Source organism: Leptolyngbya sp. O-77 (genome assembly GCF_001548395.1).
Classification (GTDB): Bacteria; Cyanobacteriota; Cyanobacteriia; order Elainellales; family Elainellaceae; genus Thermoleptolyngbya.
In genome coordinates this window covers 1,719,184-1,734,603 of sequence record NZ_AP017367.1, presented here as the reverse complement: position 1 = coordinate 1,734,603, position 15,420 = coordinate 1,719,184, and the positions used below count along the sequence as shown (strand labels likewise).

14 protein-coding genes are annotated in these 15,420 nt (G+C 55.5%); 12 read left to right on the top strand and 2 right to left on the bottom strand.

Annotated features, from left to right (window positions below; all coding sequences use genetic code 11):
* Positions 1-145: 145 nt before the first annotated feature.
* The 5 genes from yidC to O77CONTIG1_RS07380 all read left to right on the top strand — a co-directional run bounded on the left by yidC (position 146) and on the right by O77CONTIG1_RS07380 (position 4,597).
* Positions 146-1,288, top strand: coding sequence for a membrane protein insertase YidC (yidC, locus tag O77CONTIG1_RS07400; RefSeq protein WP_068509349.1), 1,143 nt, complete (start codon positions 146-148; stop codon positions 1,286-1,288).
* 3 nt (positions 1,289-1,291) lie between these two features.
* Positions 1,292-1,780 carry a protein jag gene (locus tag O77CONTIG1_RS07395; RefSeq protein ID WP_068509347.1) on the top strand — a complete coding sequence of 163 codons (489 nt, stop codon included), beginning with the start codon at positions 1,292-1,294 and terminating at the stop codon, positions 1,778-1,780.
* Between the two features lie 155 nt (positions 1,781-1,935).
* Positions 1,936-2,451: a YceD family protein gene (locus O77CONTIG1_RS07390; protein ID WP_286132594.1), complete on the top strand. Its 516-nt coding sequence runs from the start codon at positions 1,936-1,938 to the stop codon at positions 2,449-2,451.
* Positions 2,452-2,486: 35 nt separating this feature from the next.
* Positions 2,487-3,998, top strand: coding sequence for an AAA family ATPase (locus tag O77CONTIG1_RS07385; protein ID WP_068509345.1), 1,512 nt, complete (start codon positions 2,487-2,489; stop codon positions 3,996-3,998).
* A gap of 164 nt (positions 3,999-4,162) precedes the next feature.
* Positions 4,163-4,597, top strand: coding sequence for an SH3 domain-containing protein (locus O77CONTIG1_RS07380; protein ID WP_068509343.1), 435 nt, complete (start codon positions 4,163-4,165; stop codon positions 4,595-4,597).
* A gap of 57 nt (positions 4,598-4,654) precedes the next feature.
* Here the strand turns inward: O77CONTIG1_RS07380 and O77CONTIG1_RS07375 are convergent, their stop codons facing one another.
* Positions 4,655-5,569, bottom strand: coding sequence for a J domain-containing protein (locus tag O77CONTIG1_RS07375; protein WP_068509341.1), 915 nt, complete (start codon positions 5,567-5,569; stop codon positions 4,655-4,657).
* A gap of 670 nt (positions 5,570-6,239) precedes the next feature.
* On the opposite strand from O77CONTIG1_RS07375, the gene O77CONTIG1_RS07370 reads away from it, so the two are divergent.
* From O77CONTIG1_RS07370 to fabG, 3 genes are all read left to right on the top strand, one after another.
* Positions 6,240-6,755, top strand: coding sequence for an NINE protein (locus O77CONTIG1_RS07370; RefSeq protein WP_286132593.1), 516 nt, complete (start codon positions 6,240-6,242; stop codon positions 6,753-6,755).
* Positions 6,756-6,786: 31 nt separating this feature from the next.
* Positions 6,787-7,329 carry a ComEA family DNA-binding protein gene (locus O77CONTIG1_RS07365; protein WP_068509336.1) on the top strand — a complete coding sequence of 181 codons (543 nt, stop codon included), beginning with the start codon at positions 6,787-6,789 and terminating at the stop codon, positions 7,327-7,329.
* Positions 7,330-7,420: 91 nt separating this feature from the next.
* Positions 7,421-8,125 (top strand): 3-oxoacyl-ACP reductase FabG, encoded by a 705-nt coding sequence (gene fabG / locus O77CONTIG1_RS07360; RefSeq protein ID WP_286132592.1) that lies wholly within the window; start codon positions 7,421-7,423, stop codon positions 8,123-8,125.
* A 5-nt stretch (positions 8,126-8,130) separates the two neighbouring features.
* On the opposite strand, the gene truB is transcribed toward fabG, so the two are convergent.
* Entirely contained in the window at positions 8,131-9,030 is a 900-nt protein-coding gene (truB, locus tag O77CONTIG1_RS07355; protein WP_068509333.1) for a tRNA pseudouridine(55) synthase TruB, read from the bottom strand.
* Positions 9,031-9,524: 494 nt separating this feature from the next.
* On the opposite strand from truB, the gene O77CONTIG1_RS07350 reads away from it, so the two are divergent.
* The 4 genes from O77CONTIG1_RS07350 to O77CONTIG1_RS07335 all read left to right on the top strand — a co-directional run bounded on the left by O77CONTIG1_RS07350 (position 9,525) and on the right by O77CONTIG1_RS07335 (position 15,254).
* A complete protein-coding gene (locus O77CONTIG1_RS07350) occupies positions 9,525-10,886 on the top strand; it encodes a CmpA/NrtA family ABC transporter substrate-binding protein (protein ID WP_084782324.1) in 1,362 nt (453 codons plus the stop codon).
* A 432-nt stretch (positions 10,887-11,318) separates the two neighbouring features.
* Positions 11,319-12,161, top strand: a complete 843-nt coding sequence (gene ntrB, locus O77CONTIG1_RS07345) for a nitrate ABC transporter permease (protein WP_084782322.1) — start codon at positions 11,319-11,321, stop codon at positions 12,159-12,161.
* A 144-nt stretch (positions 12,162-12,305) separates the two neighbouring features.
* Positions 12,306-14,309, top strand: coding sequence for a nitrate ABC transporter ATP-binding protein (locus O77CONTIG1_RS07340; protein WP_068509331.1), 2,004 nt, complete (start codon positions 12,306-12,308; stop codon positions 14,307-14,309).
* A 102-nt stretch (positions 14,310-14,411) separates the two neighbouring features.
* On the top strand, positions 14,412-15,254 hold the full coding sequence (locus O77CONTIG1_RS07335) for a nitrate ABC transporter ATP-binding protein (RefSeq protein ID WP_068509329.1): 843 nt from the start codon (positions 14,412-14,414) through the stop codon (positions 15,252-15,254).
* Positions 15,255-15,420 lie beyond the last annotated feature (166 nt).

Here is a 15,420-nt window from a genome sequence, read left to right as displayed (position 1 = left end):
TGCAATCAACCGGTTTTGCAGCGTACAATGATGTCTGGTGATGTCTGGTTGTGTCCAGCGAAGCCCAGCATCGAGGAGCTAGCTGGTTTCTTGCCAGATTTAGTCACGCCGTAAACGTTCAGAGCCACAAGGTACCCACAAGCACATGGATTTTGGTGTCGGTTTTCTCTCCAACAACGTCATGTTGCCGATCCTGGATTTCTTCTACGGGATCGTGCCAAGTTATGGGCTGGCTATTGTGGCTCTGACCCTGGTGATTCGATTTGCGCTGTATCCGCTCAGCGCCGGGTCAATCCGCAATATGCGCCGGATGCGGGTTGCCAACCCGGTAATGCAAAAGCGGGTTAAGGAAATTCAGGAGCGCTACAAGGACGATCCTGCTAAGCAGCAGGAGGAAATGGGCAAAGTTTACAAAGAGTTTGGCAATCCCCTGTCGGGCTGCTTGCCCGTTCTCGTACAGATGCCGATTCTGTTTGCCCTGTTTGCCACGCTGCGGGGGTCGCCATTCTCTGATGTAAACTACAACGTGAATCTGCAAATTCTGCCGCAGGAGCAAATTGAGCAGATTCAGCCCCAGGCCTACCTCACGAATCCTCAGAATATCTACGTTTCTGATGGGGTGCATGTGCCAGTGGCGGCGGTTGTTCCAGGCGGAACTCGTCTAGCAGTGGGCGAAAAAACTCGCATCGATTTCCAGACCACCGAGGGTAAGCCACTGCGGGACGTGCTGGCAGAGTATCCCGACACAGTAATTGATCCGGTTTGGAAGGTGACCAAGGGCGCTGAAAATATCCAGATTGACGAAGACGGTAACATTCAGGCCATTAAGCCGGGGGATGTCACGATTCAGGGCACGGTGCAGGGCTTGGCGGCGAATAAGGGCTTTTTGTTTATCGACAAACTGGGTCGCGTGGGTGCGAGGGATGCCGACGGCACGATTCATTGGGACATCGTAGGCATGATCATTTTCTTTGGTCTGAGCCTGTATGTGAACCAGCTTCTGTCGGGTCAGGGGCCCAGCAACAATCCTCAGCAAGATACGGTGAATAAGCTAACACCAGTATTGTTTTCGGGGATGTTTCTATTTTTCCCCCTGCCTGCGGGTGTGTTGATGTATATGGTGATTGCCAACCTCTTCCAGACACTGCAAACCTTTATTTTGTCGCGAGAGCCGCTGCCGGAGAATCTGCAAAAGATTCTGGACGAGCAGGAGAAGCAGTCGAGTGGAGAGAGCGGGCGGAAGGCGCTGCCATTTGAGCCGGGACGTTCTAAGAAAAAGGCGGGATAGCGGATGGCAAGCGTGGAGCAACAGCAGCAAGGTCGCGAGTGGCTAAATCAGCTGTTGAGTCTGGCTCGGTTGTCGGCCACTGTGGAGGCTGACGGTGTGGCCATTCGTGAGGATGAAAGCTGCTGGCTGACGATCTCGTCGGATGCGCTCTCGACCGAGCAAATTCAGGCGTTGCAGGGCGATCGCGGCGAGGTGCTGGACTCGATCCAGTATTTGCTCAACACCACGCTGAACATGGGCAAGCCAGAGGGTGAGCAGCAGCCGTTTACGGTGGAGCTAGACGGATATCGCGATCGCCGTCAGGCGGAGTTGCTGGCCCTGGCCGAAGCGGCGGCGGCAAAGGTGCGCGAAACGGGGGAAGAGTTTGAGATGGTGGCGCTGTCGGCGGCTGAGCGGCGACAGGTACACACCTTTCTTAAAGGCTATGAGGATCTGGAAACCTCCAGTCGTGGTCAGGAACCCGATCGCCGTCTGGTGGTGCGTCGAAAGTAGCCGGGTCAATGCGGCTGGCTGGCAGTTGCTTCTGGTTGGCAGTTGCTTGATGAGCCGATCCTCTTGGGTGGGGCGGCCTAGGCTACAGTGCCAGGACTGAGAACGGGTTATTCTTTCCGTAGCGTCAATCGCAATGAGTGCGAGAGGAGGCGGCTATGATGCAGGCAATTCATATTCCTCAACTGCTGAGAGCGGTTGAGCAGACTGAAACGATCGAGGTGCAGGATCACTTGCCCGACCTGGATACCTTAATGCCCGTGCAGGGCACGATTCGCGTGATGCACAAGGGCAACTATCTGGACGTGTCTGCAAAGGCGGAGGCAATTGTGACCCTGACGTGCGATCGCTGTTTGCAGCAGTATAACCATCGCCTCTCGATCGACGTGTCGGAAATAATCTGGCTGCAAGAGACGGCTCCCACAGCCGAAGAGGATTTGTTTGATCAGGATTTAAGCTCGACGGAGGGGCTGATTGAGTCGCTGCCACCGCGGGGCTATTTTGAGCCGGATCAGTGGCTCTACGAGCAGCTTTGTCTGGAAATTCCTCCGCGCAAGCTCTGCGACCCCAAGTGTGCAGGTATTGAGCTAAGCGATGAGTTGCCCGTGCCGACGGTGAATGTCGATCATCGATGGGCATCGCTAGAAGCCCTGAAAAAGCAAATGCTGAACTGAGTGCAGCAGATGAAACGAAGGGGGTTGGCCGAGGCATGAGTTTTGCAGAAGAGTTTGAACTGCTGCTGCGGGCCCGCTACCCGCTGATCTACGTGCCGACTCGCGAAGAGGAGCGCGTGGAAGGGGCGATCGCCCAATGCGCCAAGCAGGGCAACCGCTCCTTCTATGTGTGGGATTTTGTCGATGGCTATCAGGGCAACCCCAACGATGCTGGCTCTGGTAAACGCAATCCCGTGCAGGCACTAGAGTTGGTTGAAAAGCTGCCGCCGACCGTCGCCGCCGTCTTTGTGCTGCGAGATTTTCATCGCTTTCTAGACGATGTTGCCGTTGCCCGCAAGCTCAAAAATCTGGCGCGATTGCTCAAGTCTCAGCCCAAAAATATTGTGCTGATTTCCCCGCAGGTGACGATTCCCGATGACCTCAGCGACGTGCTGACGGTGCTGGATTTTCCGTTGCCCACCGCTAGCGAAATCCGGCAAGAACTGGAGCGCCTGACGATGGCGACCGGGCGATCGCTCGATAGCCGGGTCTTGGATGATCTGGTGCGTTCCTGCCAAGGGTTGTCGATGGAGCGGATTCGGCGGGTGCTGGCGCGGGCGATCGCCACCCACGGCGAACTGCAAGCCGAAGACGTAGATCTGATCCTCGAAGAAAAGCGGCAGACCATTCGCCAGACGCAGATTCTCGATTTTTATCCCGCCACCGAGCGCATTTCCGACATTGGTGGGCTGGATAACCTCAAAGACTGGCTGCTACGGCGCGGCGGCGCGTTTTCTGAAAAAGCGCGACAGTACGGATTGCCGCACCCCCGCGGGCTGCTGCTAGTTGGCATCCAAGGCACGGGCAAATCGCTAACCGCAAAGGCGATCGCCCATCACTGGCACCTGCCTCTGCTGCGGCTAGACGTGGGCCGCCTGTTTGCTGGACTGGTGGGCGAGTCCGAATCACGTACCCGCCAGATGATTCAGCTTGCCGAGGCGCTGGCACCCTGCGTCCTTTGGATCGACGAAATCGACAAAGCCTTTGCTGGGCTGGACGGACGCGGCGACTCTGGCACCAGCAACCGAGTCTTTGGCACCTTCATCACCTGGCTCGCAGAAAAAACTTCGCCCGTGTTTGTGGTCGCTACCGCCAACGACATTGAGGCGCTGCCACCCGAAATCAAGCGGCGGGGACGATTTGACGAGATTTTCTTTGTGGGGCTGCCCAGCCAGGAAGAGCGTAAAGCGATTTTTGAGGTACACTTAACGCGCCTACGGCCGCACAACCTCCAAAGCTACGACCTAGAGCGGCTGGCCTATGAAACGCCGGAATTCTCTGGGGCAGAGATTGAGCAAATCCTGACCGAGGCGATGCATCTTGGCTTTAGCCAGGGGCGCGATTTTACAACCGACGACGTGCTGGAGGCGGCCAGCCAGATGATTCCCCTAGCGCGGACTGCCCAAGAGCAAATCGAAAAGCTCCAGCGCTTTGCCGCCGAAGGGCGGGCCCGCCTGGCCTCTCGCCAGGGCAGTTTATTTCTGCGATCCCAGTCCCAATCTTCCTAGCCTTGCTGTTAAATTCCTGCGAGGTTTTGTGTTCATCCTCTGACTGGCTCAGGTATCCTGCAAGCGTCCTTGAACAGTTTCCCACTCAAACAGTCTCCCGTCGAACAGTGTCCCACTCGAACAGTTTCCCCAAAGATTTTCAAGTTCCAAAGATGAGTCGCACTATGGGTTTGCAACGACTGGCACAAGGCGTAATTGGGGTTTCCCTGGCGATCGCCATCCTGTTTTTTGCAGGGGTCAGCGCGGCCCGCTATCTAATCAACCGCCTCACCGAACTGCCGCCTCGACCCGTCTTCCCCAACGACACCGCCCCCCCTGGAGGTGCAGTGCCCGCTGCGGATGGTACTGTGCCACCGCCAGACACCACACCTGTCCAGGCTGCTGCGTCTGGAGAGGTCTACACTGCCCGCGTTCTCCCGGCAGTTGGGATTGTGCTGCGAGACGGCCCCGGCCTGGACTCCGCGCAAATTGGCGGCATCGACTATAACCAGGAAATCACTGTGCTGGAAACCAGCGCCGACGGCGGGTGGCTGCGGGTGCGCCTGAACGACGGCAGCGAAGGCTGGGTCAAAGCGGGCAACACCGAGCGAATTCAGTAATCACGAGTTCGGCAGTCTTGCAGGACTTATTCCAGAGATATTTCAAAGATTCAGAACTTAGCGCTTGCGGGCAAATAGCCCAAACAGACCACCACCCTGGGTTCTAGGCTTTGAATCAGGCGCATCGGGCGCTTCGAGAGGAATATTGAGACGGGGCGCATAGCGCAGCGCGAGGGGGTCTTTTGGATTGAGCTTGAGCGCCTGACGGCAGTGAACCTTGGCCATCGTGGGCAGATCTTGCATCAAATAAGCCACTGCCAGCAGTGCATGATATTCGCTCTTTTTGGGGTCAATTTTGATGGCATCCTTTAGCTCGCGCACCGCCAAGCCCGGATTATTTTTGCGGACATATTCCTGTGCCCGCTGATAGTGGCGCTGGGCATAGTCAATGGCGGGTTTCTCCTCGTCGGTGGGTGGGGCAGGAGCAAAGGCAGCGGGCGTGGGCGCAGCCGTAGAAACAATCCCTGTGCGCTTTTCCCGAATGATTGGCTCACCCATTTTGAGCCGCAGGTAAACCAGATTCAGTTCGCCTAACTGCTCGGTGACAGACTCAAACTGATCCAGTGGCGTGTATTGCTTGGCAGCCAAGTCGGTGACGGCCTGCTCATAAAACACGTCAATGTTGGCTAAAGAGGTTTTGATGAGAGCCTGGGCGATCGCGCTCTGGGGATGCATCGGCTCCTCTCGGCTCATGCGGCGCACCCGAAACCGCAGCAGCGCTAGATGCTCGGCCCGCCCCTTGTCTTGTTTAATTTTTTGATAAGTCGGGCTGACCAATCGCGCAAATAGCTGAGTGGCTAGTTCGCGATTGGCGGCATCGGCCTGGGCAAAGCTGTCGGGATGCAGCAGCTTGGCGATCGCCCGATAGCGCTTGAGAACACGCCGCTCATCCGCAGTCACCGACAGCCCCAGCACCGCGTAGGGGTCAGTAAATTGCGTCAGCCAGTCGGGTGAAAAAGACCTCTGCGACATTCAAGTGCGTCTCTTCAGCAAAGTTCGGATATCACATATACCTCAGCAGCACAGCGTAACTGTGTGCCTATTCCCTATCGTTTGACCCTAATTCGTTTGACCCTAATGAGGCTCAGATGCACCTGAATCAACCACCAGTGACAGAGATTGGGCTACCGGAGTTGCCCATCAACCTAGAGTTCGCTCTTGGTTTAGATACGCCGCAGAGTTACCTCTTAGTAAAGGATAGCAGCCTCCCACCCGTATTTCTTGGGAGAACAAATCCCCACTCAGACAGCCAAGAGGCGGCAGACACCCGTTTGTGACGCAATTTTGTCCTGCCGAATCTCTAGGGCATCAGTATTTTTACGGGGACTACGTTACCCCGGATACTGATCTTGCCTTTATATCTTGCCGCCATAATTTGACCAAGACGAGCGGGAACCGAAGACAGACCTCCATCAGAGCATAGTCAGGGCATGATTAGGGCATGGTCAGGGCCTCAGAGAAGTCCTGGAATTGCTGAGGACAGAAATGTAGACGAGATACACGATCAGAAATTTGCACGGGACTCAAAAAAATCTGACCGTTTAAGTCTATTGGGTTGGGGGCTACTCAATGGCTACTCAATATTATGGCGATTTCCAGGGGCGAGGCATAGGCCAAAGCATCGCTATCGTATAGAGTCTTTTTGAGCATTCCGCAAAGACTTGATGAAGGCAGGTGGGCAGAAATTGTGTCCGCTGCCTGCCAGAATCGATATGATGGAGAGGTTTTAGGAGTCTGCGAGTTCTCTGCGATCGCCCAAATCCCAGCAATGCTCAGCCAAACCTATCCGCCCCGAAATCGCCGCACTGCCATCCTGCTTGCCCTTGCTGGTATCGTCGTTCCAGGACTACACAAGTTTTATCTGGGGCAGCGCGGCTGGGGCATTGCCTATCTTTTGTTCTTTTGGAGCGGCATTCCCAGAATTGCCAGCCTATTTGAAGGAATCTGGTTTCTGGTGCAGGGGCAAACTGCGTTTGATGCCGCGTTTAACGGGGGCACTCCGCTGCCACCCCAGCCCGCTGCGCCCCGGATTGACCCGGCCCAAGTGGGGGCGATCGCCGATGCGCTGCGCCAGCTCGACAGGCTGCGGCAGGACGGCTTAATTTCTGAATACGAATTTGAGCAAAAGCGGCGGCGGCTGCTCGATCAAATTGACTAGTACCCGACTAATACCCGACAGCAGGCAGCGAATGAGCGGAAACTGGTGGTCGATGGGCTTGAGGAATAGCGCTCAGGAAGCGCTGCGATCGCGCCTGGCCAAAGACCCCTACTACCGCTTTCAGTCCGTAGAGGAATTGCAGCTTGCGGCGCGGCTCGGCGTAGCGATTGACGTGAACCAGGCGAGTGTAGATGACTGGCTGCGGCTACCAGGGCTATCGATTCACCAAGCGCGATCGCTCTCAGCCCTCACCCAGTCTGGCGTTCAGCTTCACTGCCTAGAAGACATCGCCGCCGCCCTCAGCCTGCCTGTGCAGCGCCTCCGCCCGCTAGAACCCGTGCTGCAATTTTGCTACTATGACCCCGAAAGTCTTTGCGCCCTCCAGCCCACCAACCCCAACACTGCATCGCTAGAGGCTCTGATCCGCGTTCCTGCCATAGACCTGTTTCTGGCACGGGCAATTTTGCACCACCGCCAGCGCTACGGCCCCTATCGAAACCTGGCAGATTTTCAGCAGCGACTTGCTTTGCCGCCGGGCCTGGTTGCCGAGCTAATGCACTATCTCCGATTTTAATCCTGCTGTCATCTTGAGGCGCTACGCTTTTCAGCAGGTTTCGGAAATTATCAAAGAAGAAACATTAATAAACATTAAGCGAGAAGCGTCTATGAATTTGACGGGTAAGGAAGTGCTGTTAACGGGTGGCACAGGCGGGCTGGGACAGGGCGTAACGCCCGTTTTGCTGGCTCAGGGTGCAGCGTCGATCACGATTCCCTATGTGAGCGCCCGCGAAGTGGAGCGGATGAAGGGGCTGTTGTCTCCGGCAGATTTGGCGCGGATTCGGTTTGTGTCGGCGAATCTGGGCGATGAGCAGTCGGTGCAGCAGTTGCTAGACGGAATGCAGCGGGTGGATGCGGCGATCCATCTCGTCGGCGGATTTTCAATGGGCCCGACTCATACGTATGCCTATGATCAGTGGAAAGCCGATTTTGACCTGAACCTGGGCACGACGTTTTTGGTGTGTAAGCACAGTCTGCGACGAATGCTGGAGCAAGATTACGGGCGGATTGTCACGGTGGGGTCGCGGGGTGCAGTGGAGCCAGGCGCACAGCTTGCGGCCTATTGCGCCTCCAAAGCGGGCGTGCTGGCGCTGACGCGGGCGATCGCCGACGAGACGCGAGGCACGGGCATCACGGCAAATATCGTGCTACCCAGCATCATCGACACGCCGGGAAACCGAGCCGCGATGGGGTCAGAAAACGCCGCCCAGTGGGTGAAGCCAGAATCGCTGGGGCAGGTGATCTGCTTTTTGGCTTCGGAAGCAGCGCAAGATTTGCGGGGGGCAGTGATCCCGGTCTACGGCAACGTGTAGCGGCGCTAGTCCATCTGTCCTGCTAGCACCACCCACGGCACCAGGCAAATGCCTTGCTGGGTGGCGCGAAATTTGCCAATGCCCAGAAACTTGTTGCAGCTATCGTGAACTCGCAGCGGTGCGTCGAGGTCGGTCACGGGGTCTGTGGCGATGGGCTGGCCCTGCGTCCAGCGAAGTGCGTCAGGTGGAGCCAGCGTGAGGGCAGGCAGGTGCGCGAGGGCGATCGCCGCCGGAATGGGTTCAAAAATCCCCGCTTCGGCCTGTGCCGCCAGATCTTCTAGCGTCAGGCTGTCTGCCAGGTCAAATCCGTGGCTCTGGGTGCGAATCAGGTTAGCCAGCGTGCCGCCTGTACCCAGCAGATTGCCCAGGTCGCGGGCGATCGAGCGGATGTAGGTTCCGGCTCCGCAGGCGATCGCCAGTTCGGCTTCAGGAAAGTCGCCCGGTCGCCAGTCGAGCAGGTCGATCTGGTAAACCTCGACGGTTCGCACAGGCACGTCTACGGCAACGCCTGCTCGTGCCAGGTCATAGAGCCGCTGTCCGCCGATCTGGATGGCGCTGTAGGCGGGCGGCACTTGCTGAATTGTGCCGAGAAACTTGGGCAACAGTGCTTCGATCTGATCGCGGGTGAGGTGGGCGGCGGGGGTTTGAGCGAGAATTTCGCCTTCTAGATCGTCAGTAGTGGTGGTCAGCCCAAAGCGGGCGATCGCCCGATATGCCTTGTCCTGCCGCAAAAATTGCAGCAGCCGCGTCGCCCGACCGAGGGCGATCGGCAATACGCCCGTGGCCGCCGGGTCGAGCGTGCCGCCATGCCCCACGCGCTTTAGTTTGAGCGATCGCCGCACCCGCGCCACGCAGTCATGGGAAGTTAGTCCGGCGGGCTTATGCAGGTTCAAAAAACCGTCCATCAAGGAATTCGCTCACTTTAGAGGGCTTTCGGGGAAAGGCAGGGAGTTGGGTTAATCATAGCTATAAGACTATCGTTATATCCAGAATCATAAGTTTATATATATGATTGTCGCAAAAACAGAGTACACTCAATTCAACATCGAAAGTTGCACAGGCGCTACTGGCTTCGACCAGAAGTGCGTGTCTACACCGATGGCTCTATCGATTCTTGCTTGTCTTACCTGACTTCAATTAGTATTCCGCAGCTTTGTCGATTTAGCTTAATGCTTGTTTTCTGCAAGCAAGGCAAGTCCTGGTTCTCAGGAGGGCTGAGCTGAGGAACAGTCCACACTTTCGCCATCGCTCGATCCATTACCCAGGCGATTGCCCGGTCTCTTTACTCTGAACGCAGAGTACCTGAGATTGAGCTATCTCCATTCGGCTAAACGTTCAACCCAAAGTTCATCTCAACATTCGCAAAGTGACGATTTTCACAATCGTCTTAGGAGGATCTATGTCTCATTTCTCTGGCTTGTCTCGTCGGAAGTTTCTGTTCACCGCTGGCGCATCAGCCGCTGGTGCAGTATTACTCAAAGGCTGCACAACATCGTCATCTTCTAACCCGACTGCGGGGTCTGGCGCATCGCCAGCGCCTAGCCCCGTCGCAGCCAACGATGCGCCCGAAACCACCAAAGCCGTCCTCGGCTACATTCCGATTGTGGAATCTGCACCGCTAATTATTGCGAAGCAAAAGGGCTTTTTCGATAAGTATGGAATGACCGAGGTGACCGTCGCCAAGCAGGCCAACTGGGCCGGTGCGCGGATAACGTCACCATCGGTTCTGAAGCAGGCGGCATTGACGGGGGGCCAGTGGCAAATGCCCATGCCCCACCTAATTCATGAAGGCATAATCACGCTGAACAATCAGAAAGTGCCGATGGCAGTGCTGTGCCAACTCAATACACAAGGGAATGGCATCGCCGTTGCGGGTCTGCATCAGGGCAAGGGCATGGGCCTCAAAATCAATGACCTGGATTACGTCAAAAGCTTCCAGTCCAAAAACGGGCGCAAGTTCAAAGCAGCCCACACCTTCCCCAATGTGAACCAGGATTTCTGGATTCGCTACTGGTTTGCGGCTAGCGGTGTAGACCCAGATAAGGATATTGAGCTACTGGCTGTGCCTCCGGCAGAAACCGTACAGGGAATGCGGAACGGCACAATGGATGCCTTCAGCACGGGCGACCCCTGGCCCTATCGCATTGTCAGCGATGGGATTGGCTTTATGGCAACGCTGACCCATGAAATATGGAAGTACCACCCAGAGGAGTATCTGGCTATACGGGCGGATTGGGTTGAAAAACACCCGAAGGCCACCAAGGCGATTCTCAAGGCGGTGATGGAGGCGCAGCAGTGGTGTGATGACCCTGCCAATCGCGAGGAACTGGTAACCATCTGTGCGGGCCGCGAGTTCTTTAACACCACGAGCGAAATTCTCACGCCGCCCTACAAAGGCGCGTACAAGATGGGCGATGGCAAGCCAGACTTCGACGACATCAACGTTGGCCCACTCTACTGGAAAGACCCCAACGGCAACAGCATTTCTTACCCCTACAAGAGCCACGACCTGTGGTTCCTGACAGAATCGCTGCGCTGGGGCTTCCACAAAAACGCGCTGACAGATCTGGATGTGGCCAAGCGCATGATCGACGAGGTGAACCGCGAAGACCTGTGGCGCGAGGCTGCCCAGGAAGCTGGATTCACCGCAGACGTGCCCAGTAGCACCAGCCGAGGAGTCGAAACCTTCTTTGACGGCGTGAAATTCGATCCGGAGAATCCCGAAGCCTACCTCAAGAGCCTCAAGATCAAGGCTGCTTAGAAGTTAGGGGTTGGGGTGGACGAGCTAGAAAAATGGAAGAGTGAAAAACGAAAAGCAAAACCCTGACCCCTAATTTTCGATTGTCCTTGTTTCGTCTTGTTCTATCTATTTTCATACCAGTACTTTCGTACCAGTATTCGCTTAAGCATTCTACAGCGTTTTTGAGGCTAGTGCAGTGTCATGGTTTAGTTTTAGGGTGATGCCTTGGCTCGTAGTGAGCGCTTCAGCGCTAAAGCGCTTACTACCAACCTAAGTTCTAGCTGTGACATAGCACTAGTGAGATATGTGGATAGTCAAGAAGCGTTTGCTTCGTTAGAACTGTGCGTGCCTCACCCCGCAAGAAAATGCTGTAGTCGAGCATTCTCGCGCCTTTGGATTAGCGATAGATCTGAGGCACCTTTCGTCAATCTAGGGTTTCCATCAGGAGGTTTTATGGCGGTTGGTATTCATTCTCGCTCTCGTGCTACGGGTTGGCAAAAAGCGATGCAGTCTTTGATGAAAGGCTCTGCGTCAAATTTTATCTTACCTGTTCTGGGTATTTTGGCATTTCTGATCGTTTGGCAGATTCTTTCCAGCACTGGCTTGATTGCCCTACCGGGGCCGCTTCAGGTGATCACGGATGAACGCAGTCGTTATCTGATTACGCACCCGTTCTATTACAACAGTGATTTGGATCAGGGCTTGTTTCGGCAGACGATGATCAGCCTGGGCCGCGTGGCAAGGGGATATATTGCAGCGGCGATTGTCGGAATCACACTGGGCATCATCGTGGGCAGCAACAAGGTAATTGATAAGTCGCTCGATCCCCTTTTTCAGTTTTTGCGAATGGTGGCGCCGTTGGCCTGGGTTCCTATTGCTTTGGCGGCACTCCGGCAAAACGAGCCTGCCGCGCTATTTGTGATTTTTATTACGGCAATCTGGCCGATTTTGATCAACACGGCGGTCGGCGTGCGCGAAATTCCTCAAGACTACAAAAACGTGGCTCGCGTGCTGCAAATTTCTAAGCAAAAGTATTTCTTTAAGGTGCTGCTGCCGTCGGCGCTGCCCTATATTTTCACCGGGTTGCGGATTGCCATCGGTCTGGCTTGGCTGGCGATTATTGCCGCAGAAATTGTGATGTCAGGTGTGGCAGGAATTGGCTTCTTTATCTGGGATGCGTACCAACAGAACTACGTGACTGAAATCATTGTGGCGGTAATCTACATTGGCGCGGTTGGTCTGGCGCTCGATCGCCTGATGGCCTTCATTCAGCGCAAGATTGTGCCAAGTGCCTAGAGGTTTTTGATGACTGACTTCCGGGGTTTGGGTTCCAGCGAGAGGGCAGGATGGCGCAATCTTATCTGGCGATATTCTGACTTGCTGTTGCCTTAACCTCTCAACACCCTAATACCCATTTCTCACCATTTCTTACAACGTCCTATGGCTCTCTTCGTTGCAGTTGATCAGGTCGAAAAGGTCTTTTCGCTTTCCGGTGGCGGGCAATATGTCGCGCTGAAGGGCATTGATTTGGAAATCAGAAAAGGTGAGTTTGTTTCGCTGATTGGGCACTCTGGCTGCGGCAAGTCTACGCTGCTGAATATGATTGCGGGGTTGGATTTGCCGACCGATGGTGTGGTGACGCTGGAGGGGCAGAAGGTGTCTCGCCCCGGGCCCGATCGCATGGTGGTGTTTCAGAACTATTCCCTGCTGCCCTGGCTGACGGTGCGTGAAAACATTGCGCTGGCGGTGGATGAGGTGCTGACGGATCTGCCCAAGGCAGAGCGGCGGGAGATTATTGAACAGCATATCCATCTGGTGGGGTTGCAGCACGCAGCCGACAAGCCTCCAGCGCAGCTTTCGGGTGGGATGAAGCAGCGGGTGGCGATCGCCCGTGCCTTGGCCATCCGTCCCAAGCTGCTGCTGCTGGATGAACCCTTTGGCGCACTGGATGCGCTGACTCGCGGCAATCTGCAAGAGCAGTTGATGAAAATCTGCGAGGAAAACCAGGTGACGGCGGTGATGGTGACACATGACGTGGATGAAGCGGTGCTGCTGAGCGATCGCATTGTCATGTTGACCAACGGCCCCGCCTCGAAAATTGGCGGCATCCTGGAGGTAGACATTCCCCGCCCGCGCCGCCGGATGGACGTGGTGAATCACCCCAGCTATTACAGCCTGCGGTCGGAAATCATTTACTTCCTGAATCAGCAGAAACGGATCAAGAAGCTGCGGGCGAAGAAAACGACGGCGATCGCCCGTCATGGTTTAGAAAAGGTCAACCTGGAAGTGGGCTTTGTGCCGCTGACGGCCTGTGCGCCGCTGGTGGTGGCTAAAGAAAAGGGCTTCTTTGCCAAGCACGGGCTGGACGAGGTGTCGCTGGTGCGCGAAAGTAGCTGGCGCGGCATTGTGGACGGCATCGCGGGCGGCTATCTGGATGCGGCTCAAATGCCTGCGGGAATGCCCGTCTGGCTGACGGTCGGCGGACATCAAGACACGCCATTGCCGATTGTGTCGTCGCTCACGATGACCCGCAACGGCAACGCCGTCACCCTTGCCAAAAAGTTCTACGAACAGGGCGTGTATACTGCGGCAGACTTTAAGCGGATGCTGCTGGAATCGACCGAGCAGCAGCACACCCTGGGCATGGTGCATCCGTCCTCGATGCATAACTTACTCTTGCGCTACTGGCTGGCATCCGGTGGCATCGATCCGGATCGCGACGTGTCGCTGAAGACGATTCCCCCCGCGCAGATGATTGCGGATTTGAAAGCCGGAACGATCGACGGCTACTGCGTGGGCGAACCCTGGAATCTGCGGGCTGCTATCGAAGACGCGGGCTTCACTGTGGCGACCGACCTGGAAATTTGGCAGGGGCATCCCGGCAAAGTGCTAGGCGTGCGCGAAGACTGGGCGAATACGCATCCGAACACGCACATTGCGCTGGCGAAAGCACTTTTGGAAGCCTGTCGGTATTGCGCCAATCCAGATCATGAACCAGAAGTGCGATCGCTCTTGGCCCGTCGGGAATATATCAGCACGAACATCGACTACATCCATTTGGGCGACCCCAATACATTCGTTTGCAATCTAGATCGGCCCATGCGCGAGTATGCCCATCACCTGTTTTTTGGTGACGGTGTGAATCGGCCCAGCCGGACTGAGCATCTGTGGATGATGACGCAAATGGCCCGCTGGGGCGAAATTCCGTTTCCACGCAACTGGATGGAAATTCTGGAGCGCGTCTGTCGCGTGAGTGTATTCAGCACTGCCGCCCGCGAACTGGGCATTTTGGACATCAAGTATCATCGCGGGCCAATCACCCTATTTGATGGCATGACGTTTGATGCCGAAGATCCGATTGCTTATCTAAACAGTCTCGACATCAAGCGTGACTTCAGCGTTGCCGAAGTCGCAATCGATTCGCGCCCGCTCGTTGCGGCTTAGAGATGGGTGGCTGATCTCCCTAACCTCTTGTCCTAACCTCTTGTCAAGAGAACTTCCAAATGAGTCCTCTCTTTGTCCTTTCACATTTCGATCAAGCTCCCTATGCAAGTTATCACCAGTTCTTCGCCGCTTTCCAAAATTCATTCCATTGCTAGAGATATGCCGCTTCTATCCCTTGAAAACATTAGTAAGGTCTATCCTACGCCTAACGGGCCCTACACCGTTCTTGAAGACGTGAACCTGTCGATTCAGGCGGGTGAATTTATCTGTGTCATTGGTCATTCAGGCTGCGGAAAATCAACCCTGCTGAATATGGTGTCGGGATTTAGCACGCCAACGACGGGCAGCGTGTTGCTCAAGGGTGTACCAATTGTGAAACCGGGGCCCGATCGGATGGTGGTGTTTCAGAACTATTCTTTGCTGCCCTGGCTGACGGCGTTTGAAAATGTCTATCTGGCAGTGGATTCAGTCTATCCTGAAAAGCCTGAGGCCCAGAAACGGGCGATCGCCCGTGACCACCTGGCAATGGTGGGGCTGTCCGACGCGATGGAGAAGAAGCCGCCCCAACTCTCTGGCGGCATGAAGCAGCGAGTGGCGATCGCCCGCGCCCTGTCCACCCGCCCAGAGGTGCTGATTCTGGATGAACCCTTCGGCGCACTGGATGCCATCACCAAAGAAGAATTGCAGGAAGAACTGCTGACGATCTGGAATGAGCATCGCTGCACGGTGTTGATGATCACCCACGACATTGACGAGGCGCTGTTCCTAGCCGATCGCCTGGTGATGATGACCAACGGCCCCGCTGCGAAAATCGGCGAAATTCTGACCATTCCCTTTGTGCGTCCCAGAGATCGCGACCTGATTATGGAAGATCCCGAATATTACAAGCTGCGAAATTATGCGCTGGATTTCCTCTACAACCGCTTCGCCCACGACGATGTATAGAAGCCAAGTATCGAAGCTAGAAACAGAAGGAGAGCGCATTAAGGCTGAATCAGGCGGTCAATCGACCAAGTTTAATGTCAATATCGATTGATAGTCGATTTGTCGATTTATCGATATGTCGATATGTCGATTTATAGTATTCACGCGATAGCGGTTCCCGTCGAGT